Genomic DNA, 22,902 nt, shown 5'->3' with positions numbered 1-22,902 from the left:
GCCTACTCCTCCAGCTTCATGGCCTTGCGCAGGGTCAGCGAGCCGCCGCTCTGCATGACGGCCCGGCGGTAGATCCGTGCCGAGAAGGACAGCAGGCCGTAAGCTGACGCCAGTGCCAGAACCAGTGAGGCAAGGGACTGCCACAGCGGCACTTCGGTGCTCAGCATCCGGATGGGCATGGCCACCGAGGAGATCACCGGGACAAAGGACGCGAGCACCAGCAGCTGCCCCTTGGCGAATATCCCCGCGAACAGGGCAGCCATGATCACCGCCATCACGGGGGTGGAGCTGCTGTTCAGGTCCTCGTTGCGGCTGGCCATGGAACCAAGCATGGCCCAGCCGGCAGCGAGGATCAGGAACCCGACCAGGAAGAAGACCAGGAACCAGCCCGAGACCGGGATGATGAAGCCCAGCGTCTCCGCGGTTCCGGTTAGGTTCATCGCCAGCAGGGCCGCCCCGGCGTACAGGGCCAGCTGGATGATGGCCAGCACGGTGTTGCCGGCCACCTTGCCGTAGAGCAGCTGGCGGATGGGGATGGCGGTGGCCAGGATCTCCACCACCCGGTTCTGCTTCTCCTCCAGCACCGAGGTGGCAATCGCCATCCCGAAGATGATGGTGGCCATGTAGAAGAGGAAACTGAACACGAAACCGACGGCGGAAGCCACCGAGGAGTTCTCGGCGTCGCCTTCGAGCAGGGCTTCGTCCAGCTTGCTGCCGGCGGTCAGTTCCTCAGCCGTGGTTCCGGCTGCGGCGGCGTTGGTGCTGATGACGTAGCTGGTCAGGGCATCCGCCACCGGTCCGCGCAGTTCCGCATCGATGTCTTCCCGGCCGGTGAGCGTCCAGGTGCCCTCCTCCCCGCGCAGCAGTGCGGCGTCGGCCTCTTCGTCGCGGACCAGTTGCAGGGCGGCGTCCTCGGAGTCCGCGGTCCGGACCTCGAAGGAGGTGTTCCCGTCATTTTCCTGTCCGACGGCGTCCGCGCCGGTGATGATCTCCGAACCGGCGGAATCAGTGACCGCCACGGTGAAATCGGAAGCGCGGGAGGACATGTAGCCGCTGAACAGGACGCTGCCGACAATCAGCACCATGGTGACCAGGGTGGAAATCATGTAGGTGCGGTCCCGCATCTTGACCATGACCTCGCGCAGCGTCACCACGGCCCAGGCAGGGGTGGTGCTGCCTTGTTCGGCGGTTTTCTCCGGGTTCTCTGGTTTCTCCGGGGTACGGGTTGCAGTGCTCATGCGGTCACCTCACGGTAAATGTCGCTCAGGGAGGGGCGGATGGGGGTGAATTCGTGCACCGTACCCCGCGCGACGGCGGAGGCGAGGGTGCGCTGGGCGCCGGAGTCGTCGTCGAACTCCACCAGGGCCGTGGGACCGGCGACGTCAATGACCCTCAGCCCGGCCTCTTCCCGCAGCCAGCCGGCGTCGGGGGAAACCGTGATGCGGTGCCGGCGGGGGACCGCGGCGCGTAGCTCGTCGCCGGAGCCCGCGGCCATCAGGCGTCCCTGCTGCAGCACCACCAGGTTGTCGCAGAGCCGGTCCACCAGGTCCAGCTGGTGGCTGGAGAACAGCACTGGCACACCGGCGGCGGTACGTTCGCGCAGCAGTTCCACCATGGAATCCACGGCCACCGGGTCCAGCCCGGAGAAGGGTTCGTCCAGGATCAGCGCGGTTGGCCGGTGCAGCAGGGATGCGGCAATCTGCACGCGCTGCTGGTTGCCCAGGGACAGCGATTCCAGTTTGTCCTTGCTGCGGTCCGCCAGATTGAAGCGTTCCAGCAGGTCCAGGGCTTCACGGCGGGCCGCGGACTGGCTCATCCGGTGCAGCTGGCCCAGGTAGACCAGCTGGTCGATGATGGGCTGCTTGGGGTACAGGCCGCGTTCTTCGGGCATGTACCCGAAGGTTGCCCGCCGCTGGGCGGTCAAGGGGGCGCCGTCCAGCAGCACTTCGCCGGAGGTGGCGGTTAGTACGCCCATGATCATGCGCATGGTGGTGGTTTTCCCGGCACCGTTGGCGCCGACAAAGCCGGTCATCTGGCCGGACGGAATGTCGAACGTCACGTCGTCGACAGCCGTTTTCTCCCCGAAACGCCGGGTGAGGTTGCGGACCTGCAGCATGGCGGCTGCTCCTTTTCCCGGTGTGCCGGGCTCGGTGGTGTTCTGCTGCTTCCGAGTTTAGGCATCCGCCGAGCGGGGCGGATCGCCCGCCAGGGGGAATCCGCGGCGCCTACCCGGCGGCGGGTTTGTCCCCCGCAAGGATGAGCCCGGATTCGTAGGCGAACACCACGGCCTGCACCCGGTCGCGGACCTGGATCTTGGCCAGCAGGTTGGAGACATGGGTTTTGACCGTCGCCTCGGCCACGAACATGCCGGCGGCTATTTCCGCGTTGGACTGCCCGGCCGCCACATTCATCAAAACTTCACGTTCGCGGGCGGTCAGGGTGGCGAGCAGCTTCCGCTGGGCGGCGGTGGCGGCCGACGGCGAAGGCTGCGTTCCCGGGGATGCGGTTCCTTCCGGTGCGGTTGCGGGGCCGCTGCCGGGAACAAACTGTTCCTGGGCCTGCCGGGCAAAGCGTTCAATGACGCGCACCGTCATTTCCGGTGCCAGCAGGGCGTGGCCGCCGGCCACTGCGTGCACAGCTGCCACCAGGTCATCCGGATCGGCGTTCTTGAGCAGGAAACCGCTGGCTCCGGCCCGCAGGGCGTCGAAGAGATAGTCATCGCGTTCAAAGGTGGTCAGGATGATGACCTTGGCCGTGCCGGCCCGGACGACTTCTTCCGTGGCACGGATCCCGTCCAGCTGGGGCATCTGCACATCCATCAGGATGACGTCCACCGGATGCGCAGCGGCGAAGTCCACCGCATCGCGGCCGTTGGCTACCTGCCCCACCACCTCGATTTCCTCTTCCACGGAGAGCATCATGGCGAAGCCCGCCCGCACCAGCGCCTGATCATCGGCCAGCAGCACCCGGATCGGTTCCATCTCTGTGTTTCTTCCTTTCTGCCCGGGCACGGCCCGGGCAAATGGCAGCACGCTGCCGCCCCCGGCAGCCACGGTAGCGGGCAGCGGCGCGGAGCGGGAGGGAATCCCCGGCGCGGCCCGGGATGTGACGGGACTGTGACTGTTGACGGACTGTGACCGTTGGCGGCGGTTCGCGGCTCGGGCCTCAGCGCACCGGGAAACGGACCCGGACCCGCCAGCCCCCGCCGGATCGGGGACCGATTTCCGTCTCGCCGCCGTGCAGTGCGGCCCGTTCCCGGATGCCGCGGATGCCGAAACCGGAGCCGGCGGTACTGCTCGAGCGGGGCCGGCCGTCGTCGACGGTCTCCACCTCCACCCAGCTGCCGGTTTCCGCCGTACCGGTGCGCAGGGCGACGACGGCGGACCCGGCCGTGGAGTGCCGGCGCACGTTGGCCAGCGATTCCTGGATGGTTCGGTAAATGGACAGGGCCATGGGCGCGGGGACTGCGTCCAAGTCCCCGGGAGTCTCTTCGGAGCGGTGGTAGGTGACCGACAAGCCCAGCTTTTGGTGCTCGGCCACCAGCGCCGGCAGCTCCGCCAGCCCCGGCTCGGGCGTGCGCCTCGCCCCGCCGTCGGACGCTGCGGGTGGTTCCTCGCCAGCACGGAGCACACCGAGCAGCGAACGCATTTCCGCGACCGCTTCCCGGGACGAGGCCTCGATGGTCTGCAGGGCACCGGCGGTGGCCTCGGGCTTTTTCTCCAGGACCCGCCGCGCGGCACCGGCCTGGACGCCGATCACCGCAATGTGGTGGGCGACGACGTCGTGCAGTTCCCGGGCAATGCGCAGGCGTTCGTCCAGCACCGCCTGCCGTGCCAGCTCCGCGGACTGCGCCTCGAGCTGGGCGGACTGCTTCACCAGCAGCTCCCGCCGGTGGGCAGCACGCCAGGCACCCATCCCGAAAATAATGGCCCCGCCGAAGTATGCCGCGTTGATCAGCGAGTTGTAGATGGCCAGGGATGCCAGGGGCGGGAGGACACCGCGGTAGGTCTCATCGCCCTCCATCAGGCGTTCCAGCATGCCGTCATAGGCGGAGGACACGGTGAAGGAGAGCAACACCCACAAAGCCATCACGGCAATGACCACCGCAGATCCCATCCACAGGATCCGGCGGTCCCGGGACCACGCCACGGCCGTATAGAGGGCGGCGAAGTAAGCGCCCGCGAACGTCAACTGCGTGCTCACCGACGGGACCAGCAGGGACAGGCACAGGAAGCCGGTGCTGCACAGCAGCATGACCGTCACGGGGAAGCGGCGCCGAACCATCAGCGGCAGGATGATCAGGGCCAAGGCCAGGTGCTGGAACCAGATGGGCCGGGTTTCACCCGCTGCCGCGCCGATGCCGCGGCTAACCTCCAGAACCAGTGCCGAAACCAGCAGCAGGACCACGGCGCTGACTACGTCGTTGCGCTGCTGATTGGGCGTGGGCCCGGGACGTTCCCAGTCTTCGCCGGTACGCCAGGGGAGGCGGGCGCGCCAGTGCGGCGCGGGCGGGGTTTCCGCACGCCGGCCGGGGCTGTCGAAGGCCAGGGTGTCAATCATGCTGCCCAGTCTAGGAGCCGGAAAGGGTGCGGGGCTCCGCCGCGGGGATGAGGGACGTGGGAGGGAAGGCGCCGTCGTCGGACCGGAACCCGGGCACGGATGCGGCCTCGCTGGCGCAGCCATTCCCCGCGCTTTGTCCGGTTCGCCGCGTTTTGCGTCATTCCCCGCGCCGCGCAGTGCGGGAATTGCCACAAGGTGCGGGGAGCGGGAGCGGAACGCCTGCGGAGGCGCCGTCGTCGGACCGGAACCGAACCCGGTTTGCCCGCCCAAGGCTGTGCTGGAGTGCAAGGAGTGATTTACTGCGTAGGTAGCGGCAACCGGGTACGGACGGCCGGGCATCAGCGTGGATGACAGGACTCAAAGCATGTTTGTTGAAGAAGCACAGGCCATTCTTCCGGAGCTGGTGGCGCTGCGCCGCAGCCTGCACCGCGAACCGGAGACCGGCCTGGACCTGCCGCTCACCCAGGAGAAAATCCTCGCCGCCCTGGAGGGCCTGGATCTGGAAATCACCCTGGGGATGAAGTCCACCTCCGTGGTGGCGGTGCTGCGCGGCGCCGAACCCGGACCGGTGGTGCTGCTGCGCGGGGACATGGATGCCCTTCCGGTGGCCGAGCTGACCGACCTGGACTATGCCTCCACCAACGGCAACATGCACGCCTGCGGGCATGATCTGCATGTGGCCGGGCTGGTCGGCGCGGCCCGGCTGCTCAGCGCCCAGCAGGAAGACCTCTCCGGCAGCGTGGTCTTTATGTTCCAGCCGGGGGAGGAGGGCCACGACGGCGCCAGCGCCATGATCGCGGAAGGCGTGCTCGACGCCGCCGGGCAGCGTCCCGTGGCGGCGTACGGCATCCATGTGCGGCCGGGTCCGCTGGGGGTTTTCCGGACCAAGCCGGGCACGCTGATGGCCGGCGCCAACGAACTGCGGATTACCGTCAAGGGCTCCGGCGGGCACAGCTCCCAGCCGCAAACCGCCATTGACCCGGTGCCGGCGCTGACCGAGATCGCCACTGCGCTGCAGACCATGACCACCCGCCGGTTCTCCGCCTTCGACCCGGTGGTGCTCACCGTCACCCAGCTATCCGCCGGCGAGGCCATCAACGTCATCCCCGATACCGCCAGCCTGGGCGCCTCGGTGCGGACCCTGTCCGAGGAATCCCTGGACCGGGTGATCATCGAATCCAAGGCGCTCGCCGAGGGCATCGCCTCCGCGCACGGCTGCACTGCCGAGGTGGACTTCACCATCCGCTATCCCGTCACCACCAACGACGCCGGCCGCACCCGTGAGGCGGTCACCGGGCTGCGGGAAATCTTCGGAGAGGAGCGGGTGCAGGAATCCCGGGACCCGCTCATGGGCTCGGAGGATTTCTCCCTGATCCTGAACGAAGTGCCCGGCACCTTCATCTTCCTGGGCGCCACCCCGCCGTCGCTCAATCCGGTGACCGCCGCCTGGAACCATTCCCCGCGGGTGGTTTTTGATGACTCGGTGCTGGGAGACCAGGCCGCTGCCCTGGCCCAGCTCGCTTACAACCAGCTCACCTAGGACCGGCCGTGAGCAGCAGCGGTGGTGCTAGCCTCGGCGGGATGATGGAAAAACTCCGGGCCGCCGTCGTCAGCCCCGCCCCGCCTACCTCGAAACCCCGGCGCGCCGGCGCCGTCGCGCTGGGTGCGTTCCTGCTGTTCGCCGGAACCTCGCACCTGACCGTCGCCCGGCAGGAATTCCGGGCCCAGGTCCCGGACTGGGTGCCGCTGGACGAGGACGCGGTGGTGCTGCTCTCCGGCGCGGCCGAGCTCAGCCTGGGCGCCGCACTGATCCTGCTGCGCAAACGCCGGGTGCCCGTGGGTCTGGCTGCTGCGCTGTTCTTTGTGGCGATTTTCCCGGGCAACATTTCCCAGTACGTCACCCACACGGACGCGTTCGGGCTGGACTCGGACCGGGCCCGGCTGGTGCGGCTGTTCTTCCAGCCGCCGCTGGTGCTCTGGGCACTGTGGTCCACCGGGGCGTGGAAGGCCCTGCGGGCGGGAACCGGCGCTCGGCACTCCTGACGCAAGGGTGGCCTAGGAACGCCAGGTTTTTGACCAGATGACCTTCTCCTCAACCTCGATGGTGATTGAGGGCGTTCCCACGGGATCGGTTTCGTTTAGGGGCGGGCGTGCGCCCTGCTCCTTGGCCAGGCGGCGTTTTTCCCGGCGGAGCCGGCGCTGGGCACGGCGCTGCTTATCCTGGCGCGCCTCCCGTTCGAATTGTTCCGCTTCCCAGTCCCGGTACCACTGCGGGAGCAGCACGGGGCGGAGGAATTTCGGGAGGAAGAACTGGTGCATCACCGCAATGGCGATGCAAACACACCAGAAGGTGGTGAAGACGGCCTCCGAACCGGGAATTCTGACGCCCATCTCCTGCAATCCGATAAGCAGAAAGCATCCGGTGACCCCTAGCCCGCCCCAGAACAGCACGAACCCCAGGCGGGAATGCTTTGCCGTTGACTGCGCTGTCAAAGCCAGCCACGACGTCCACCGGCCGGTGTATGCCCGCAGCCCCATCACAATCATCACCGGACCGAGGCCCAGGGCCGAGGCGCCGATCAGGATGTACGCATACAGGGGTGAGTCCATGGACCGACACTCTAGGGGACGACGCGCACGGCAGCAGGGATTTGTGCGGTGCGTTTATGCATCCTCCTACCGAGTGACCACCATCACGCCCCTCGGGGTGCACCACCCGCCCTGCCGCGCCGATGGTAGGTAGGGGATGGTGCCGACGGCGCTTATTAGCAGCCCCGTTTTGGCCCCTCCGTAGAAAAGAACATCAGCAATGGCGCAGCACCAACCGGACCATGCCCCTTCCACCACGCTCGGCGAGGATCCGGTGGGCGATGCACCTCTACCGGAGGCGCCTGCAGCGCCTGCAGCACCTGCAGCGCCTGCGGCTCCCGCCTTCGACCTGACTATGCCGCCACCACCGCCCGCACCTCCTGTGCCGGACGAACCGGCGGAGACCAGCGGGACGCGCAAGACCCTGAAGGGTGCCAACGCGGCGAAGCAGTCTCCGGCCGGCGTCCCGGGCGGGCGGAAAGGCAAGCGGATCTGGCTGGCCGCGGCCGGCGTCGTACTGCTGGCCGGTGGCGCTGTGGGCGGGCACTTCCTGACCGATCCGACGCGCAGCGACGAATACGCGGCAAAGGCAGGCGAGTCCGAACAGCGGCAGGCGCGGCTGGAGAAGTCCCAGAGCGACTACAACGCCATGAAGGCTGACTACAACAAGCTCTCCGCGGGCGTCTATGACCGGGAGAAGAAGGTGGGGGAGCGGGAAGAAGCGGTTACCGCGGCCGAAGCTGCCGTGAAGGCGCGCGAAACCGCGGTGACCTCCGCCGAAGCCACCAAGGCAGCCAACACCATTACCGACGGCACCTGGACGGTGGGAAAGACCGTCGCGGCGGGCACTTACACCACGACGACGGACGTCGGCTCGAGCTGTTACTGGGGCATCTACCGCAGCGGCTCCAACGGCGACGACATCATCGAAAACGACATTCCCGGCGGCGGACGCCCGTCGGTGACCATCTCGGAGGGCCAGGACTTCAAGTCCAGCCGCTGCGGAAAGTGGGAGAAGCAGTAATGAAGGAAGACGCTATGACACCCGGGCCGGAAAACCTGACACCGCCCGTCGCCGACGGCGGCATGCCGGTGCCGCCTCCTCCGCCCGCGGCGCCGGTGAACACGGCACCGGCCGCACCGTACGTCATGGAGCCATACCGGACAGCGCCCGATCCCGTATCTCCGCGGCGCAACTACGCGTTGTTCGCAGGCGCCGGACTGGTGCTGGGCCTGGGTGCAGGATTCCTGCTCGCGCAGATCGATTTTTCGTCCGAGCCCGAGCCCTCAGTGGCACTGACCAACGCGGTGAGCAGCTGCGGGGTTGAGGACACGACCGGCATCGAACTCGGAGACGAGGGGCAAAGCCTGACGATGGACAGCGAGGGCAAGGAATCCTACGGGGCCGATTTCGCCGACATCACCTGCGTGCTGGATGCCATCGACATTCCGGACAGCGTCAGTAACCGCATGAATGCCACCCGGTCCCTGGACGGCCGGCTGACCGCCGAGTGGGATGAGTTCGCCGCGTCTTGGAGCTACCACCCGGACAGCGGGATGAACGTGGTCATCGAGATTCTGGAACCCAGCGAAGACTAGCTGCAGCCTGCCGGGTGCCGGACACCATTGTCGGTACTATCGGGCCAGTCATTAGACAAACAAACCACCGAATGGGGAACGTCGTGGAATTGCCTGGAATCCTTTCTGAAGACCGCACCGGCGAAGCTGCCAAGCTTCTGAGCCGGTACTACACGGAGAAGGTGATCACCGGTTCAATCCGCACCGGCGCACGCTTTGATTCGTGGGCAGGCGGCGGCGACGCGCCGGCAGTAGCCAACGCCGTCACCTCCGACGACCTGCTGGCACTGGCCTTCCTGGGCGTGGAGGTTAAGGGCCCAGCTGTAGTGGGGTTGTTGGACACCCATGCTGCGGAGATCACCCGGCTGCTGGAGCAGATTCCCACGGATGTAGATATGGCCGATGTGAAACCGCAGGACTACGAGCGGTTTTACGGTGAGGGCAGTGCCGCCTGGGAACTGTGGAAGGTGATCCGCGGTTCCAAGGGTGCACGGTGGAAAATGGGGTCCACGAAAACCAGCAAGCTGCTGGCCCGAAAGCGGCCCCTGCTGATACCGGTCTGGGATTCCGTGGTTAAGAAAGAGACCCAGCTGAAAGGCTCGCTCACCCAGTGGTCTGATTGGCATGACCTGCTCACCCGGGACGGTGGCTTGGTGGCGGACCGGTTGGATGCAATCCAGCAGCAGGCCAACCTCCCGCACCCCGTCTCCCGGCTCCGCGCCATGGACGTTGTCCTGTGGATGCACGGAACTGACGGAGGGCTTCTGGAGCCGGCAGCCGACGAAGCCGATGATAGTGACGCCGCCTAGCTTCCGGACCGCTGGTTCCTGACCGGATGGCGTTTCCGCTGCCATTCCGGGATTCTCCTGCCGGTTTGGGAAATCCCTGCCGCTATGCAGTGGCAGGGATTTCCCAAACCGGTCGATTTTTCCCAAACCGGAGCGTCGCGGCAGGCCCGCGTGCCCGCACACCGGAGCGCCAGCCGAGCCCGCCAGCCCGCCGCCGACCGCCCGCCAGCGCTCATTCCCAGCACCGCCCCTCCACCCACCTCCCGCATCCGGCGTCAACCCCGGCCCCGAAACCGGCGCCAAAGCCCCGCGTTGTTCCGCTATGGGGCCTTTAGGCGCTTAATGTGAGGGTGGTAACGGTAAGTTTGCTTGCTCGTTTTCGCCCCGCCGCCTTCGGGCCGGCGGCGGCTTGGACAAGAAACATACGTACCAAAGTGAAGAGGTCTTGATGTGTGGGAATTCGTGGCGGACAGGTATCCGCAGATCCTGTTCGCCGGATGGCAGCACTTCAGCCTAGTTATTCAATGCCTGGTCCTGGCCACTGTGTTGGCGGTGGTCATCGCTGCACTGGTTTACCGGAACAAGACCCTGACCGGGCTGGCCAACGGCGTTTCCGCCGTCGGCCTGACGCTGCCCTCCTTTGCCCTGATCGGCCTGCTGATTGGCCCCGTGGGTTTCGGTGCCACCCCGGCCGTGATCGTGGTGGCGTTCTATGCCACCCTGCCCGTCCTGCGCAACGCCGTGGTGGGGCTGGCCGGTGTGTCGCCCGCCGTCGTCGAATCCGCCCGCGGCATCGGCATGGGCCGGCTGCGTACGCTGCTGCGGATCGAACTGCCGCTCGCCTGGCCGGTCATCCTGGCCGGCGTACGTGTGTCGGCGCAGATGGTGATGGGCATTGCCGCCATTGCCGCATACGCCCTGGGTCCGGGCCTGGGCGGCTTCATTTTCTCCGGCCTGTCCCGGCTCGGCGGTGCCAATTCCCTGGAATCCGTGGTGGTCGGCGTGGTTGGCGTCATTTTGCTGGCCATGATCCTTGACCTGCTCCTGGTCGGCCTGGGCCGGCTCACAACCCCGCGAGGTATCCGTGTCTGAGACAGAATCCCCCCAAGCTAACGACGGCGGTTCCGTCACCGGAGCCAGCATCCTCTTGGAGGACGTCACCAAGCGTTACCCGGGCCAGGAGAAAGCGGCCGTGGACGGGCTCACCCTGGAAATCCCGAAAGGCAGCATCGTGATGTTGGTGGGCCCCTCCGGCTGCGGCAAAACCACCACGCTGAAAATGATCAACCGGCTGATTGAGCCCACCAGCGGACAGATCATCCTGGGCGGCGAGGACGTCACCGGGATGGACGGCGACCAGCTGCGCCGCGGCATCGGCTACGTGATCCAGGCCGGTGGACTGTTCCCGCACATGACCGTGGCCGCGAACATTGCGGTGGTACCCAAAATGCTGAACTGGGACAAGGACCGGATCAGCGCCCGGGTGGACGAGCTGCTGGAACTGGTCTCCCTGGATCCGGCCGCGTACCGGGACCGGTATCCGAAGGAACTCTCCGGCGGGCAGCAGCAGCGCGTGGGCGTGGCCCGGGCGCTGGCCGCGGACCCGCCGGTGCTGCTGATGGATGAACCGTTTGGCGCAGTGGACCCGATCACCCGCCAGCGGCTGCAGGACGAACTGCTGCACATTCAGTCGGCGCTGCACAAAACCATTGTGTGCGTCACCCACGACTTCGATGAAGCTGTGAAGCTGGGGGACTGGATCGCGATCTTCGAGGAGGGCGCTCACCTGGTGCAGTACGACTCGCCGGAACGGATCCTGGCCAACCCGGCCAACGAGTTCGTGGAAAATTTCATCGGCTCCGGCGCGGGCCTGAAGCAGCTCACCCTGACCCGCGTCAACGAAGTGGACCTGGCCATGCCGGTCACCGCGAACGCCGGGGACCTGGCCAGCGACACCCTTTCCCGGCTGCAGGGCGAGGGCCAGCAGAACGCCGTGGTCCTGGACGGGCGCGGCCGGCCGGTGCAGTGGCTGTCCCGCCGCCAGCTCAGCCGGCTGGACCGGCACACGGACACTCCGGACCTGAAGCTTCCGGTGATCGGCGACCAGGCCACCCTCAACGACGCCCTGGACACCATGCTGGTTTCCAGCACCGGCGCGGCGCTGGTGACCGGGCCGAGGGACCGTTTCCTGGGCCTGGTCACCGTGCAGACGGTCATGGAAGCCATCACCGCTGCGAACGAAGCCGCGCAGCTGGGCTCCTCCGGGGCGCCGGTGGGGATCAACAGCGGCCTCATTGCACGGAACGGCGCCGACGGTTCCGGCAGTACGGTCGACGACGCCGGTGCCGCCGCCGGGCGGGGGTCCCGGTGAGCGCGGCCCAGCCGGCGGTCCCGCTGACGGCCCGGACCCAGGTTGAGGCTCAGACCGGCATGGATCCACAGTCCTGGCGGCCGCTGCTGCTGCAGCTGGCAGGCATTGCGGTGGCCTTCGGGCTTCTGATGCTCTGGCTGACCACCGTGGAGCTGAGCGCCACCGAGCGGGCCACCCTGGCACCGGAAGCCCTCTGGGCGTACACCGTGCAGCACCTGCTGCTCACGGGAGTCGCCGCCGTGATTGTGCTGGTGGTAGCCATTCCGCTGGGCATCCTGCTCACGCGCGGTCCGCTGCGCCGCCTGACCGGGCCGGTGATAGCGGTGGCCAACATCGGTCAGGCCGCCCCGGCCATCGGGCTGCTGGTGCTGCTGGCCTTCTGGCTCGGTTTCGGGTTCTGGGCGGCCATTACCGCGCTGGTGGTGTATGCCCTGCTGCCGGTCATGCGCAACACCATGGTGGGGCTGCAGCAGGTGGATCCGCGCATAGTGGAGGCCGGCCGCGGGGTGGGCATGAGTTCCGCCGGGGTGCTGTTCCGCCTGGAACTGCCGCTCGCCGTGCCGGTGATGCTCTCCGGCGTGCGCACCGCCCTGGTGCTGCTGGTGGGTACCGCCACCCTGGCCACGTTCGTCAACGGCGGGGGGCTGGGCATCCTCATTACCACCGGGGTGAACCTGAACCTGGACAAGGTGCTGGTGGCGGGGGCGCTGCTCGTGGCGCTGCTGGCACTGGTGGTCGACTGGATCGGGCGGCTGGTGGAACACGTCGCCCGGCCGAAAGGACTGTGATGGTTCGCCCAAACAACCCTGCCCGCCCAAAACCGGCCCGCCGCCGCCCGAACCTGCGCCGGGCTGCCGGCGCCGCCGCAGCCGGTACCGCCGCCGTCGGGCTCCTGCTTTCCGGCTGCGGCCTGCAACCGGCTGATTCCTACGTGCCCGAGGCCGATCCCGGCCTGATCCAGCCAATCGAGGGCCTGCCGGATCCTGCCCCGCTCACGGTCACCGGCAAGAACTTCACCGAACAGCTGATCCTGGGCAAGATCTCGGTGCTGGCCACCAAGGTTGCCGGGTTCGACGTCACCGACCTGACCAACATTCCCGGCAGCCAGCCGGCCCGCGAACTGATGGTTTCCGGCCAGGCGGACATGACCTGGGAGTACACCGGCACCGGCTGGATTGCCTACCTGGGGCAGACGGAAGGCATAGCGGATAAGCAGGAGATGTGGCAGGCGGTGCATGACGCGGACCTGGCCAACGGGCTGACCTGGGGCGACCCGGCGCCAATGAACAACACGTATGCCTTCGCCATCCGCAGCGAAGCCGCCGAGGAGCTGGGGGTGGACAGCATCTCCGACATTGCCTCCCTGCCTGTCCAGGAGCGAACCTTCTGCCTGGAATCCGAATTCAACTCCCGCCCGGACGGCATGAACCCGATGCTGGAGAAATACGGCATTCCGCGCGGCTCCCCGGACGGGGTGCCGGACGGGAACATCGGCATCTATGACACCGGTGCCGTGTATTCGGCCACCGACGCCGGGGAATGCAACTTCGGCGAGGTGTTCGCCACGGACGGGCGCATCGATTCGCTGGGGCTGACGGTGCTCGAGGATGACCTCGCTTATTTCCCGGCCTACAACGGTGCTCCGGTCTTCAACACCAAGGCGCTGGAGGAATATCCGGAGCTGGTGGACGTGTTTGCGCTGATCACCCCGCTGCTGACCGATGAGGAGCTGCGGAAAATGAACCTGGAGGTGGACGTCAACGGCCAGGAACCGGCCGAGGTGGCGTACGACTGGATGATATCCAAGGGGCTGATTACCGCTCCGGAATGAGGTGGCTCCGTGGATCTACCGGCAATCCTTGGGCAAAGGAACGTGCAGCAGGCGGCCGGGCTGCTGCGCAGCTATTACACGCGGAAACTGACCTCCGGGCACGTCCGCACGGGCGCGTTCTTCGACACGTGGGCCGGCGGGGGAGACGCGCCCGACGCCGTGAATCGGCTGACGGCCGATGACCTGGTGGCGGTCACCCTGCTGGGCGAGGACATCAAGGGCCCGGCCGCCCTGGGTTTGCTGGGCACCTACGCCGCTCCGGTTGCGGAGCTGCTGGAACAGATCCCGGCGGATCTGGACATGGCGGATGTTCCGCCGCAGGACTACATCCGGGTGTACGGCCGGGACAGCGCCGCCTGGCAGCTGTGGGACGTGGTCCGCGGCTATGCGGGCGGACAGTGGCGGATGGGGGCGGCGAAAACCAGCAAGCTCCTGGCCCGGAAGCGGCCGCGGCTGATTCCCATCTGGGATCCGGTACTGGCCCGGGCCGCGGACCTGGATACTTCGCTGACCTACTGGGAAGAGTGGCACCGGCTCCTCACAGCCGACGACGGCGCCCTGGCCCGGCGGCTTGGTTCCGTCCAGGACGCGGCGGACCTGCCGGTGCGGATCTCCGCGCTGCGGGCCATGGACGTCATCCTCTGGATGGACGCCAAGCAGCGCAGCTACTGACGCGCGGGAGCCGGAGGGCACCGGGGCGGCGGTGGTTGGCGGTAGGATCCCACGTGGCAGAAACTGCCGCACTTTTGACAAAAATACTGATTTCGGGGGGATTTAGTATGACGGTTAACACCGATCCGGGTTTGCCCAGGGAGGACGGCAGCAGCGCCTCCGCCAAGGGTGCCAAGACCGCCAAGACCGCCAAGGGCAAGCACCATCCGCTGACCGACCTGGCCGTGGGGCTGGTGCTGCTGCTTGCGGGCCTCTTTCTCGGCATTGACGATATCTCCGACAGCCATCGGGATCATCAGCTGATATCAACGGGTGTCCAGACGCAGGGCACCGTCACCGAAGTGGTCTTCGAGCACCGACGCAAGAAGGGCGACAAGAAGGTTGTCACCGCTTCCTATCAGGACACCAAGGGACACACGCATTCGGTGACCTACAGGGATCCGTACCGGAGCAAGGAAGAAGGTTCCAAAGCCGAGGTGTCCAAGAAGCTGCGCGGTGCCGGCGTTACTGTCTTTTATGAGCGGTCCAACCCCGGGGAAGCCGTAGTGCAGGGCCAGGAGGCTTCTACTGGCGTGGGCTACTTCATCATTGCGTTCTTTGGCCTCTTGAGCTGCCTTTTCCTGGTGCCGCTGGTCAAGGGCCTGAAGAAAAAGGCGAAACCTGCTGACGAGGGCGCCGGATCGGGAGCTGCGGGCAGCTAGCTCGCGTAGGTAAACACCGTCACCCCGCCGGAGGCGAAGTTGGGGATGTCGGCGTTGGCCAGCTGGCCCTCGGCGGTGGTCATGGCCTCCTGCATGGCCGGCTCGTCGTCGAAATCCGCCTCGAACAGCGCGAAGAACGGAGCCTGTCCCTCCGGGGAGCTGAGCCGCTGGGACTGCCGGAAAGCACGGATACCCGGAATGTTCCGCACCAGCGGCAGATGCACGTCCCGGTAGTGCCGGCGGAACGCGTCATGGTCCAGGGGATGGCCGTAGAGGACAACAAGGGTGTGCATGCCGGGCAGGGTAGCGCGAACGACGGCGGCGGGCACGAGTGGTTCCGGCCCGCGGCCGCAGGGGCTAGGGTCCTGTCTATGTCGCTTACCACCAGCCCCGCTTCCGCCGTCCCGACGCCGGACCTTCCGGCCACCATGCGCGTCTCGGTCCTGCGCGTCCCCGCCGCCCACCCCGGTGCCGATGACCCCGGTGCCGACGACCCGGCCGCAGCCGCCGGCACCGAGCACCCCAACACGCTCACCGTCGAGGAACGTCCTGTCCCGCAGCCGGGCGCGGGCGAGGTGCTGGTCCGGGTGGCCGCCGTCGGCGTCTGCGGCAGTGACGTGCACTATTACCGGCACGGGCGGATCGGGCCCTTTGTGGTGGAGGATTCGCTGGTGCTCGGGCACGAGGCGTCCGGTACCGTCGCCGCCGTCGGGCCCGGGGTGGACCCGGAACGGATTGGGCAGCGGGTCTCCATTGAGCCGCAGAAACCCTGCCGTAAATGCGGGCAGTGCAAGCAGGGCCGCTACAACCTCTGCCCGGACATGGCGTTCTATGCCACTCCGCCGGTGGACGGCGCCTTCGCCGAATACGTGGTGATCGAGGCCGACTTCGCCCATCCCGTCCCGGACTCCGTCTCGGACGAGGCCGCCGCCCTGCTGGAACCGCTGTCCGTGGGAATCTGGGCCTGCCAAAAGGCGGGCATCGGCCCGGGCCAGCGCCTGCTGGTGGCCGGGGCCGGTCCGGTGGGCGTCATCATTGCGCAGGTGGCGCGGGCCTTCGGGGCCAGCGCCGTCTACGTCAGTGACATTTCCCGGGAACGGCTGGACTTCGCCGCCGGGCACGGTGCCACACACACCCTGCACGCTTCCCAGCCGGTGGACCGGCTGGGGGCGGACGCGTTTATCGACGCGTCCGGTGCTCCCTCCGCTGTGCGCGCCGGCATCCGGGCGGTAGCGCCGGGCGGCCGGGCGGTGCTGGTGGGCATGGGCGCCGACGACGCCGAGCTGCCGGTGAGCGTGATCCAGAACCGCGAGCTCTGGGTTACCGGAGTCTTCCGCTACGCGAACACCTGGCCCACGGCCATAAGCCTCGCCGCCGAAGGCAGGGTGGACCTGGATGCGCTGGTGACGGATCTGTTCGGCCTTGGGCAGGTGGCGGAGGCGCTCGACGCCGGACGCCGGCCCGAGACGCTCAAGGCACTGGTCCAGCCGTGGCGCTGACGCCGCGACGGACCTGCTTTTCAGGCCAACCCGCCGCACCGCGCACGAGTCCTTCCGCCTCAAGTTACTGAGCGGTAATATAGCGGCCATGCACCTGATTCTGCGCACACTGCTGATCCTCTTCCGCGCCCGCCGCCGCTCCAAGCTCGGCTTCTTCGACAACTCTTCGGTGCCCATGCGGGTGCTGCCCACGGACATCGACGTTGCCATGCACCTGAACAACGGCATGTACCTGTCCCTGATGGACCTGGGCCGGTTTGACCTGCTGGTGCGCAGCGGCATGTGGGACATCATGAAGAAGAACAAGTGGAGCCCGGTGGTGAACAACGAGACCATCAGCTTCCGCAAGTCCCTGCAGCTGAACCAGCAGTACAGCATTGAAACCAAGATCATCGGTTTTGATGACCGGGCCATCTACCTGGAGCAGCGGATGGTGGCCGACGGCGAGATTTACGCCAGCGCGGTGATTGGCGCCCGCTTCCTCTCCGCCAAGGGGCCGCTGAGCAACGAGGAGATCTTCAAGAAGGTGGGCGCCGTCCCGCCGTCGGACCTGGTCCTGCCCGAGTGGATCAGCGAATGGCGGGCCAGCGTGGCCCTGCCCAGCACCCGCCGTCCCGCCCCGCACATCTGGTAGAACGCCGGCGCGGCCCAGCCGCCGGCAAAACCGTTGACAGCCCCGCACCCCGGGCAGAACCTTGAAGCAGCAGGGGAGAACAGGGGTGTCCGGTGAAACTGACAGTTAATGCCTTCCTGACGCTCGACGGCGTGATGCAGGGTCCGGGCAGTGCCGACGAGGACACATCGGGCGGGTTTGCCGGCGGCGGCTGGATGATCAACCATATGGACCCCGCGGTGGCCCGCATTGCCACGGAGTGGTTCCACTTCGGGGACGCGCTGCTGCTGGGGCGGACCACCTACGAGCTGCTCTGGCCCTATTGGCAGGACGCCCTCGACCCGCTGGACCTGGTGGCCGACCACATCAACCGCATGCCCAAGTACTTGGTTTCGGCAACCCTCACGGACCCGGGCTGGAACAACACCCGGCTCATCCGCGGCGACGTGCTGGCGGGCGTGCAGGAGATCAAGGCCCACGGCACGGGCGAGGTCCAGGTGCACGGCAGCTACCAGCTGGCCCGGTCCCTGTACGACGCCGGGCTGGTGGACGGCTACCGGCTGCTGATCCTGCCGGTCACGGTGGGGGAGGGGAAGCGGCTGTTCAACAGCGCGGCCGATCTGGGTGACTACGCCCTGACCCGCAAGGAAACCACGGACTCGGGTGCGCTGGCGGTGACCCTGGTCCACCGGGCAGCGGACTCCTCCTGACGAGAACCCTTTTCCACCATGCGATAAACTCCCCGCAGATCGTCGGAAGGGTCAACAATGGCTGAACGTGCCGCCGGGGCCGGCGTGCAGTCGGTGGAGCGCGTTTTCGAACTGTTGGAACTGATTGCCGATGCGGGCGGGGCCGTGTCGCTGAGTGAACTCGCCGGGTCCGCCGGGCTGCCCCTGCCCACCATCCACCGGCTGCTGCGCACCCTGGTGGGCCTGGGCTACGCGCGGCAGCTGCCCAACCGCCGCTACGCGCTGGGCCCGAAGCTGATCCGGCTGGGGGAGGGCGCCAACCAGCAGCTCGGCGCGCTGGCCATGCCGCAGCTGAAGCAGCTTGTGGACGCGCTGGGGGAGACCGCCAATATGGCGGTGCTCGACGCCGACATGGTGGTTTACGTGGCCCAGGTCCCCTCCCCGCACGCCATGCGGATGTTCACGGAAGTGGGCCGCCGGGTGCACACCCATGACACCGGCGTTGGCAAGGCCATCCTGGCCCAGCTGCCCGAGGAGAAGGTCCGCAGTATGGTGGCCCGGGCCGGGATGCCCACCCCCACCGGGAACAGCATAGGCAATGCGGAGTCGCTGCTGGCGGACCTGGACCGGATCCGGGCGCGCGGATACTCGGTGGACGAGCAGGAACAGGAGCTGGGGGTGCGCTGCTTCGCCATGGCCGTGCCCGATGCCCCCACGCCCGCCGCCGTCTCGGTCTCCGGACCGGTGTCCCGCGTGGATGCCGCCTTTGCGGAGCGGGCGGTGCCGGCGCTGCAGAGCGCGGTGGAGCAGATTTCCGCTGAGCTGAACCGCGCGGGGGGGTGGGGGGCCCCCACCCCCCCCCCCACCCGGCGGCGGCACGGGGTTGGGGCCGGTACCGCAGCTGCGGTACCGGCCCTTCCGTTAGTGGTGCGAGGTGATGCGGTGGTGCCTAGTACTGCGACTTGCGGCGGGTGCCGGCGATCAGCATGCCGATCGGAACCAGCAGGAGCAGCAGCGGGATCAGCACGGCCAGGATCTTCGGGGAGGTCATGATCTCGCCCGGAGTCAGTGCCGTGGTGCTGGCCCGCATGGTGTCGGCGCCGTCAGCGATCTTGCCGTTGCCGTCGGCCAGGGTCTTGCTGCCCTCGGCCAGCTTGCCGTTGCCTTCAGCCAGGTCCGAGGCGCCGGTCTTGAGCTCCTTGGTGCCTGCCGTCAGGGTCTTGCCGCCGTCGTCGAGCTTGGTGACGCCCTCGTCCAGGGACTGGGTACCGGTGTTCAGGCGGCTGGTGCCGTCGGCCAGGGTGATGGTGCCGTCGTAGATCTTGTAGTTGCCGTCGGCCAGCGTGTACGCACCGGTTTCCAGTGTGTCTATGCCGGTGTAGAGGGTGCCTGCACCGGTGGCCAGCTGGCCGTTGCCCTGGGCGAGGGTGCCTGCGCCGGTTTCAAGGGTCTTCAGGCCCGTGTTGAGCTCGGTGGCACCGGCGGAAAGCGTTCCGGCACCTGCGTAGAGCTGGGCAATGCCATCAGCGGCTGAGCGTGCACCGGCGGCCAGTGCGGGAGCTGCGGCAGGATCATTCAGCTGCGCGAGGCCCTCGGCGATGGCACCGGTGCCGTAGAGGAGGCCGTCCTGGTCGTATTGTTTGCCGGAGTCTGCAGTGTAAGGATCATACGGAATACCATCGACTCCGGGGTTGTAGCCGGTGAGTCCGTTGTCGATTCCTACAACAATCCATTCCAGCCCCTCAATCTTTGTAGCGGCTTGCTCGAGCGCGCCCGCTGTCAGTAGATCTCCGGAAAGTGTGTTCAACTGTGCCAGCTGCCGGAGCTGCGCGGCACCGCTTGAAGCAGCGTACGGCTCGTAGGATGCCAAGTCTGCGCGCATATTCGTATAGGCAGTATTCCCGTCTGTGCCTTTATTGACGTGAATGGCCTTCCACATTTCCTGAGCTCCACCGCTGACCTTTACGGAGCCGGGAGCCAGCTGTGCAACGCCGTTGGCAGCCTTCTCTGCGCCCGCAGCCAGTGCGGGTGCGCCCTCAGCGAGCGGGGCCATCTTCGTGTAGAGCTCGTTGGCGCCGGAGGCCAGCTTGTCGGAGCCTGCGCGAGCATTGGTGGCGCCGGCTGCAAGCTGGTTGGCGCCGTCGGCGGCACTGTTCGCGCCGGTGGCCAAGGTAGCTGCGCCTGTCCGGGCACTGGTGGCGCCGGCAGCGAGCTTGTTGGCGCCGGTATTGGCGGCCTCCGCGCCGGTGAGGAGCTTCGCTGCTCCTTCATCCAGGCTGGTGGCGCCCTCCTTCAGGGTGGTGACCCCGGACTTGGCGCTGGAAATGCCGGTGGCCAGCGTGTTGGCGCCGGTATCCACCTTCTCGGAACCGGCGGCAACCTTGTCCGCGCCTTCCTTGGCCTTGTCCGCGCCTTCCTGCAGGTCACTGGCTCCCGTGTTGGCGCGCTCAGCGCCGTCGCTCAGCTCCGTTGCACCGGCGGACACTTTGCCCGTGAACAGCACAAAGAAGGCCAAAAGGAGGATCAGGAACAAGGCCAGGAGTGCGGTTAAGAGTGTGTGGGGGCGGGAAGTGGCACGCCCGGACGTGGAACTCGTCATTGAATATCCTTTTTCTGCTTCATGCTGTCGAGACTGACTGGGCTGCGTGCAGCACGCCGGTAGGCGCAGCCTTCGCGGTGCGACCGGACGGGTCCGTCCCACCGAAGTGGAAACAACATGACGAAATCAGTCCGGGCTAGTGTGATGTCTGTTACATCTAAGCTACCCAGCGGTAACAAAGCAAGCATTTCGAGAAATTAGTTACCGAAGAGTAGGTTGCGCGGTATGTTTCCCTCCGCTAATGGGAAAACGCGTGTCGCACCGGGACATGGCGCGCGTGGAGGGGCATCCTGACTCCTGATGCACCGTCCGACCTCTGACAAGGGAGTCCGCATGAGCTGGCTTGATCGTGACCGCACCATTGCCCCGCCCGGCTTCAACCGCTGGCTCATCCCGCCCGCAGCTCTGGCCGTCCACCTGTGCATCGGCCAGGTGTATGCCACCAGCGTCTACAAGACGGCCCTGGTGGACTACTTCGACGCCAGCCTCACCCAAATCGGCATCATCTTCTCCATTGCCATTGTGATGCTCGGGCTTTCCGCCGCCGTGATGGGCACTTGGGTGGACACCAACGGACCCCGCAAGGCGATGTTTGTTTCGGCAATGTTCTGGGTGGGCGGATTCGTGGTCGGGGCCGCAGGCATCTTCACCCATCAGCTGTGGCTGCTGTACCTGGGATACGGGGTGATCGGCGGCATCGGGCTGGGGATCGGCTATATCTCCCCGGTCTCCACGCTGATCAAGTGGTTCCCGGACCGGCCCGGGCTCGCCACCGGCATGGCGATCATGGGATTTGGCGGCGGAGCGCTGATCGCCAGCCCGCTGTCCTCGGCGCTGCTCACCTTCTACGATCCGGAGTCCGGAACTCCCGGCTGGGTGGCCAGCGGTGACGCCGTGGGCAAACTGTTCCTGACACTGGCAGCCATTTACCTGATCTACATGCTCTACGGCGCCGCGACCATCCGGGTTCCGGCCGCCGACTGGAAGCCGGCGGGCTTTGACCCCGCCACTGTCGCGTCGAAGTCCCTGGTCACCACTAACCACGTTTCGGCGGCGAACTCCATTAAGACCCGGCAGTTCTGGCTGGTCTGGATTGTGCTCTTCTGCAACGTGACGGCCGGCATCGGCATCCTGGAACAGGCCGCCCCCATGATCCAGGACTTCTTCCGCCAGTCCGACGGCGCCTCGCTGGTGACCGCCGCCGTCGCCGGCGGATTCGTGGGCCTGCTTTCGATCGGCAACATGGGCGGGCGCTTTGTCTGGTCCGCCACCTCGGACCTGATCGGCCGCAAGCGCATCTACATGCTCTATCTCGGCGGCGGCGCCGTTTTCTACACCCTGCTCTCCTTCTTCGGAGACACCTCCACCATTCTCTACGTGGCCCTGGCCTTCGTGATCCTGTCCTTCTACGGCGGAGGATTCGCCACGGTTCCGGCGTACCTGCGGGACCTCTTTGGCACCTACCAGGTGGGAGCCATCCACGGCAGGCTGCTCACCGCCTGGTCCGCGGCAGGAATTGCCGGTCCGCTGATCGTCAATTCGTTCCTCGACGCGCAGGGCACTCCCGGTGAGCTGACCGCCAGCGCTTATATCCCGGCATTGCTGACCATGGTGGGCCTGCTGGTAGTCGGGTTCATTGCGAATCTGCTGGTCACCCCGGTGAACTCCCGCTACCACGAACCGCAGTCCGCGCCGCCCGCTGCGGCCCAAACCGCAACCCCGGACGGAGAACACGCATGAGCAACAAAGCCATGGTGACAGTGAGTTGGCTGCTGGTGGGGATTCCCCTGGCCTACGGTGTCTTCCAGACCCTGACCCGTGCCGCGGCGCTCTTCGGCTGAAACCTACTGACGAGCAGCCGGGGTCGCCTTGGAGCCCCTGCCGTCCTTGCCGTCCATTACCGCGTCCATAACAAGGGACCAGAGTGCTGCCGCCCCTGCCATCGCCACGCGGGGCTTGGCCGCCCCGCGCCGGACCAGCCAGGTTTCGATGCGCGCGTCAACCAGCAGGGAAACTGCAGTGGTTCCGCTGACTGCTGCCCCGGCGACGGCGCCCAGGCCCAAAAGCGCCATTTCCGTCCCTCCGGTCCCGGAACCGGAGGGGCGGGCGGCCACATACGAAGGAACGGCGGAAGCGGCGCCCGGCTCCTGTGCACCGCCGGCAGTGGTGAACGGCGTGACCAGGTCAACGGTTCCGTCAGCGGCCAGTTCCTTCCCTTTCCGGCTTGCCTTTCGGACCGCCACGGCGGCCATGGCGCCGACGGCGGCGCCGGGAACCAGGATGTAGGCCCGGCGCAGCAGAGGGGGCCAGCCGGCCGGACGGGACAGCGTGAAGGCTCCGACGAAAGCGGCCAGCGCAAGCGACCGGGGAAGGTTCTTCATGCCACACACGGTACCGGATGCTCCCGGGGCC

24 protein-coding genes and 1 pseudogene are annotated in these 22,902 nt (G+C 67.0%); 17 read left to right on the top strand and 8 right to left on the bottom strand.

The features are described from left to right. Positions 1–2: 2 nt before the first annotated feature. The 4 genes from LOC57_RS03240 to LOC57_RS03225 form a co-directional block, all read right to left on the bottom strand. Positions 3–1,238, bottom strand: coding sequence for an ABC transporter permease (locus tag LOC57_RS03240; RefSeq protein WP_229958032.1), 1,236 nt, complete (start codon positions 1,236–1,238; stop codon positions 3–5). Beyond that, complete coding sequence (locus LOC57_RS03235) at positions 1,235–2,116, bottom strand: ABC transporter ATP-binding protein (RefSeq protein ID WP_229958030.1); 882 nt, start codon at positions 2,114–2,116, stop codon at positions 1,235–1,237. The genes LOC57_RS03240 and LOC57_RS03235 overlap by 4 nt, the downstream gene beginning before the upstream one ends. A 109-nt stretch (positions 2,117–2,225) precedes the next feature. Beyond that, on the bottom strand, positions 2,226–2,981 hold the full coding sequence (locus tag LOC57_RS03230; RefSeq protein WP_229958027.1) for a response regulator transcription factor: 756 nt from the start codon (positions 2,979–2,981) through the stop codon (positions 2,226–2,228). Positions 2,982–3,165: 184 nt separating this feature from the next. Further along, the gene (locus LOC57_RS03225; RefSeq protein WP_229958025.1) at positions 3,166–4,560 is read right to left on the bottom strand and encodes a sensor histidine kinase; all 1,395 of its coding nucleotides are present in this window, start codon (positions 4,558–4,560) and stop codon (positions 3,166–3,168) included. 364 nt (positions 4,561–4,924) lie between these two features. Here LOC57_RS03225 and LOC57_RS03220 point away from each other — a divergent pair, with 364 nt between their 5' ends. Then, on the top strand, positions 4,925–6,100 hold the full coding sequence (locus LOC57_RS03220; RefSeq protein ID WP_227911835.1) for a M20 metallopeptidase family protein: 1,176 nt from the start codon (positions 4,925–4,927) through the stop codon (positions 6,098–6,100). A 41-nt stretch (positions 6,101–6,141) separates the two neighbouring features. Beyond that, positions 6,142–6,603: a DoxX family protein gene (locus LOC57_RS03215; protein ID WP_227911834.1), complete on the top strand. Its 462-nt coding sequence runs from the start codon at positions 6,142–6,144 to the stop codon at positions 6,601–6,603. 12 nt (positions 6,604–6,615) lie between these two features. On the opposite strand, the gene LOC57_RS03210 is transcribed toward LOC57_RS03215, so the two are convergent. Further along, positions 6,616–7,170 (bottom strand): hypothetical protein, encoded by a 555-nt coding sequence (locus LOC57_RS03210; protein ID WP_227911833.1) that lies wholly within the window; start codon positions 7,168–7,170, stop codon positions 6,616–6,618. 199 nt (positions 7,171–7,369) lie between these two features. Here LOC57_RS03210 and LOC57_RS03205 point away from each other — a divergent pair, with 199 nt between their 5' ends. The 9 genes from LOC57_RS03205 to LOC57_RS03165 all read left to right on the top strand — a co-directional run bounded on the left by LOC57_RS03205 (position 7,370) and on the right by LOC57_RS03165 (position 15,090). After that, on the top strand, positions 7,370–8,173 hold the full coding sequence (locus LOC57_RS03205; protein ID WP_229958023.1) for a hypothetical protein: 804 nt from the start codon (positions 7,370–7,372) through the stop codon (positions 8,171–8,173). Then, complete coding sequence (locus tag LOC57_RS03200) at positions 8,173–8,748, top strand: hypothetical protein (protein WP_229958021.1); 576 nt, start codon at positions 8,173–8,175, stop codon at positions 8,746–8,748. The genes LOC57_RS03205 and LOC57_RS03200 overlap by 1 nt, the downstream gene beginning before the upstream one ends. Positions 8,749–8,819: 71 nt before the next feature. Next, positions 8,820–9,536: a DUF6308 family protein gene (locus tag LOC57_RS03195; protein ID WP_229958020.1), complete on the top strand. Its 717-nt coding sequence runs from the start codon at positions 8,820–8,822 to the stop codon at positions 9,534–9,536. Between the two features lie 429 nt (positions 9,537–9,965). Next, entirely contained in the window at positions 9,966–10,607 is a 642-nt protein-coding gene (locus LOC57_RS03190) for an ABC transporter permease (RefSeq protein ID WP_227911829.1), read from the top strand. Then, on the top strand, positions 10,600–11,886 hold the full coding sequence (locus LOC57_RS03185; RefSeq protein WP_227911828.1) for an ABC transporter ATP-binding protein: 1,287 nt from the start codon (positions 10,600–10,602) through the stop codon (positions 11,884–11,886). The genes LOC57_RS03190 and LOC57_RS03185 overlap by 8 nt, the downstream gene beginning before the upstream one ends. 59 nt (positions 11,887–11,945) lie before the next feature. Beyond that, the gene (locus tag LOC57_RS03180) at positions 11,946–12,674 is read left to right on the top strand and encodes an ABC transporter permease (protein ID WP_229958017.1); all 729 of its coding nucleotides are present in this window, start codon (positions 11,946–11,948) and stop codon (positions 12,672–12,674) included. Then, positions 12,674–13,717: a glycine betaine ABC transporter substrate-binding protein gene (locus LOC57_RS03175; RefSeq protein WP_227911827.1), complete on the top strand. Its 1,044-nt coding sequence runs from the start codon at positions 12,674–12,676 to the stop codon at positions 13,715–13,717. Before LOC57_RS03180 ends, LOC57_RS03175 begins: the two co-directional genes overlap by 1 nt. 9 nt (positions 13,718–13,726) lie before the next feature. Continuing rightward, a complete protein-coding gene (locus LOC57_RS03170) occupies positions 13,727–14,389 on the top strand; it encodes a DUF6308 family protein (RefSeq protein ID WP_227911826.1) in 663 nt (220 codons plus the stop codon). 107 nt (positions 14,390–14,496) lie between these two features. Beyond that, entirely contained in the window at positions 14,497–15,090 is a 594-nt protein-coding gene (locus LOC57_RS03165; protein ID WP_229958015.1) for a DUF3592 domain-containing protein, read from the top strand. On the opposite strand, the gene LOC57_RS03160 is transcribed toward LOC57_RS03165, so the two are convergent. Next, positions 15,087–15,383, bottom strand: coding sequence for an EthD family reductase (locus tag LOC57_RS03160; RefSeq protein WP_227911824.1), 297 nt, complete (start codon positions 15,381–15,383; stop codon positions 15,087–15,089). The two genes, LOC57_RS03165 and LOC57_RS03160, sit on opposite strands and share 4 nt — an antisense overlap. A 78-nt stretch (positions 15,384–15,461) precedes the next feature. Between LOC57_RS03160 and LOC57_RS03155 the strand changes: the two genes are divergently transcribed. From LOC57_RS03155 to LOC57_RS03140, 4 genes and pseudogenes are all read left to right on the top strand, one after another. Next, the gene (locus tag LOC57_RS03155) at positions 15,462–16,589 is read left to right on the top strand and encodes an NAD(P)-dependent alcohol dehydrogenase (RefSeq protein ID WP_229958013.1); all 1,128 of its coding nucleotides are present in this window, start codon (positions 15,462–15,464) and stop codon (positions 16,587–16,589) included. An 88-nt stretch (positions 16,590–16,677) separates the two neighbouring features. After that, positions 16,678–17,223: a thioesterase family protein gene (locus LOC57_RS03150; protein ID WP_227911822.1), complete on the top strand. Its 546-nt coding sequence runs from the start codon at positions 16,678–16,680 to the stop codon at positions 17,221–17,223. 92 nt (positions 17,224–17,315) lie between these two features. After that, a complete protein-coding gene (locus tag LOC57_RS03145) occupies positions 17,316–17,912 on the top strand; it encodes a dihydrofolate reductase family protein (RefSeq protein WP_229958012.1) in 597 nt (198 codons plus the stop codon). A 57-nt stretch (positions 17,913–17,969) separates the two neighbouring features. Then, positions 17,970–18,722: pseudogene (locus LOC57_RS03140) on the top strand (IclR family transcriptional regulator); the annotation flags it as partial. Positions 18,723–18,840: 118 nt separating this feature from the next. Here LOC57_RS03140 and LOC57_RS16425 read toward each other — a convergent pair. Further along, positions 18,841–20,490: a hypothetical protein gene (locus tag LOC57_RS16425; RefSeq protein ID WP_269440247.1), complete on the bottom strand. Its 1,650-nt coding sequence runs from the start codon at positions 20,488–20,490 to the stop codon at positions 18,841–18,843. A 333-nt stretch (positions 20,491–20,823) separates the two neighbouring features. Between LOC57_RS16425 and LOC57_RS03120 the strand changes: the two genes are divergently transcribed. Both LOC57_RS03120 and LOC57_RS16575 read left to right on the top strand, forming a co-directional pair. Then, positions 20,824–22,230, top strand: a complete 1,407-nt coding sequence (locus tag LOC57_RS03120) for an OFA family MFS transporter (protein WP_229958010.1) — start codon at positions 20,824–20,826, stop codon at positions 22,228–22,230. Next, positions 22,227–22,331, top strand: coding sequence for an MFS transporter small subunit (locus LOC57_RS16575; RefSeq protein WP_442860145.1), 105 nt, complete (start codon positions 22,227–22,229; stop codon positions 22,329–22,331). Before LOC57_RS03120 ends, LOC57_RS16575 begins: the two co-directional genes overlap by 4 nt. Positions 22,332–22,334: 3 nt before the next feature. Here LOC57_RS16575 and LOC57_RS03115 read toward each other — a convergent pair whose 3' ends face one another. Continuing rightward, entirely contained in the window at positions 22,335–22,871 is a 537-nt protein-coding gene (locus LOC57_RS03115) for a hypothetical protein (RefSeq protein WP_229958008.1), read from the bottom strand. Positions 22,872–22,902 lie beyond the last annotated feature (31 nt).

Origin of the sequence: Arthrobacter sp. zg-Y750 (assembly GCF_020907365.1) — a bacterium.
Lineage (GTDB): Bacteria > Actinomycetota > Actinomycetes > Actinomycetales > Micrococcaceae > Arthrobacter_B.
The sequence above is the reverse complement of the archived record's forward strand: the minus strand, read 5'-3'. Positions and strand labels throughout refer to the sequence as shown.

Bases quoted from the DNA above. Each gene is read 5' to 3' on its own strand.
- LOC57_RS03240 (WP_229958032.1), bottom strand. From the start codon at position 1,238: ATGAGCACTGCAACCCGTACCCCGGAGAAACCAGAGAACCCGGAGAAA.
- LOC57_RS03235 (WP_229958030.1), bottom strand. From the start codon at position 2,116: ATGCTGCAGGTCCGCAACCTCACCCGGCGTTTCGGGGAGAAAACGGCT.
- LOC57_RS03230 (WP_229958027.1), bottom strand. From the start codon at position 2,981: ATGGAACCGATCCGGGTGCTGCTGGCCGATGATCAGGCGCTGGTGCGG.
- LOC57_RS03225 (WP_229958025.1), bottom strand. From the start codon at position 4,560: ATGATTGACACCCTGGCCTTCGACAGCCCCGGCCGGCGTGCGGAAACC.
- LOC57_RS03220 (WP_227911835.1), top strand. From the start codon at position 4,925: ATGTTTGTTGAAGAAGCACAGGCCATTCTTCCGGAGCTGGTGGCGCTG.
- LOC57_RS03215 (WP_227911834.1), top strand. From the start codon at position 6,142: ATGATGGAAAAACTCCGGGCCGCCGTCGTCAGCCCCGCCCCGCCTACC.
- LOC57_RS03210 (WP_227911833.1), bottom strand. From the start codon at position 7,170: ATGGACTCACCCCTGTATGCGTACATCCTGATCGGCGCCTCGGCCCTG.
- LOC57_RS03205 (WP_229958023.1), top strand. From the start codon at position 7,370: ATGGCGCAGCACCAACCGGACCATGCCCCTTCCACCACGCTCGGCGAG.
- LOC57_RS03200 (WP_229958021.1), top strand. From the start codon at position 8,173: ATGAAGGAAGACGCTATGACACCCGGGCCGGAAAACCTGACACCGCCC.
- LOC57_RS03195 (WP_229958020.1), top strand. From the start codon at position 8,820: ATGGGGAACGTCGTGGAATTGCCTGGAATCCTTTCTGAAGACCGCACC.
- LOC57_RS03180 (WP_229958017.1), top strand. From the start codon at position 11,946: ATGGATCCACAGTCCTGGCGGCCGCTGCTGCTGCAGCTGGCAGGCATT.
- LOC57_RS03175 (WP_227911827.1), top strand. From the start codon at position 12,674: ATGGTTCGCCCAAACAACCCTGCCCGCCCAAAACCGGCCCGCCGCCGC.
- LOC57_RS03165 (WP_229958015.1), top strand. From the start codon at position 14,497: ATGACGGTTAACACCGATCCGGGTTTGCCCAGGGAGGACGGCAGCAGC.
- LOC57_RS03160 (WP_227911824.1), bottom strand. From the start codon at position 15,383: ATGCACACCCTTGTTGTCCTCTACGGCCATCCCCTGGACCATGACGCG.
- LOC57_RS03155 (WP_229958013.1), top strand. From the start codon at position 15,462: ATGTCGCTTACCACCAGCCCCGCTTCCGCCGTCCCGACGCCGGACCTT.
- LOC57_RS03150 (WP_227911822.1), top strand. From the start codon at position 16,678: ATGCACCTGATTCTGCGCACACTGCTGATCCTCTTCCGCGCCCGCCGC.
- LOC57_RS16425 (WP_269440247.1), bottom strand. From the start codon at position 20,490: ATGACGAGTTCCACGTCCGGGCGTGCCACTTCCCGCCCCCACACACTC.
- LOC57_RS03120 (WP_229958010.1), top strand. From the start codon at position 20,824: ATGAGCTGGCTTGATCGTGACCGCACCATTGCCCCGCCCGGCTTCAAC.
- LOC57_RS16575 (WP_442860145.1), top strand. From the start codon at position 22,227: ATGAGCAACAAAGCCATGGTGACAGTGAGTTGGCTGCTGGTGGGGATT.
- LOC57_RS03115 (WP_229958008.1), bottom strand. From the start codon at position 22,871: ATGAAGAACCTTCCCCGGTCGCTTGCGCTGGCCGCTTTCGTCGGAGCC.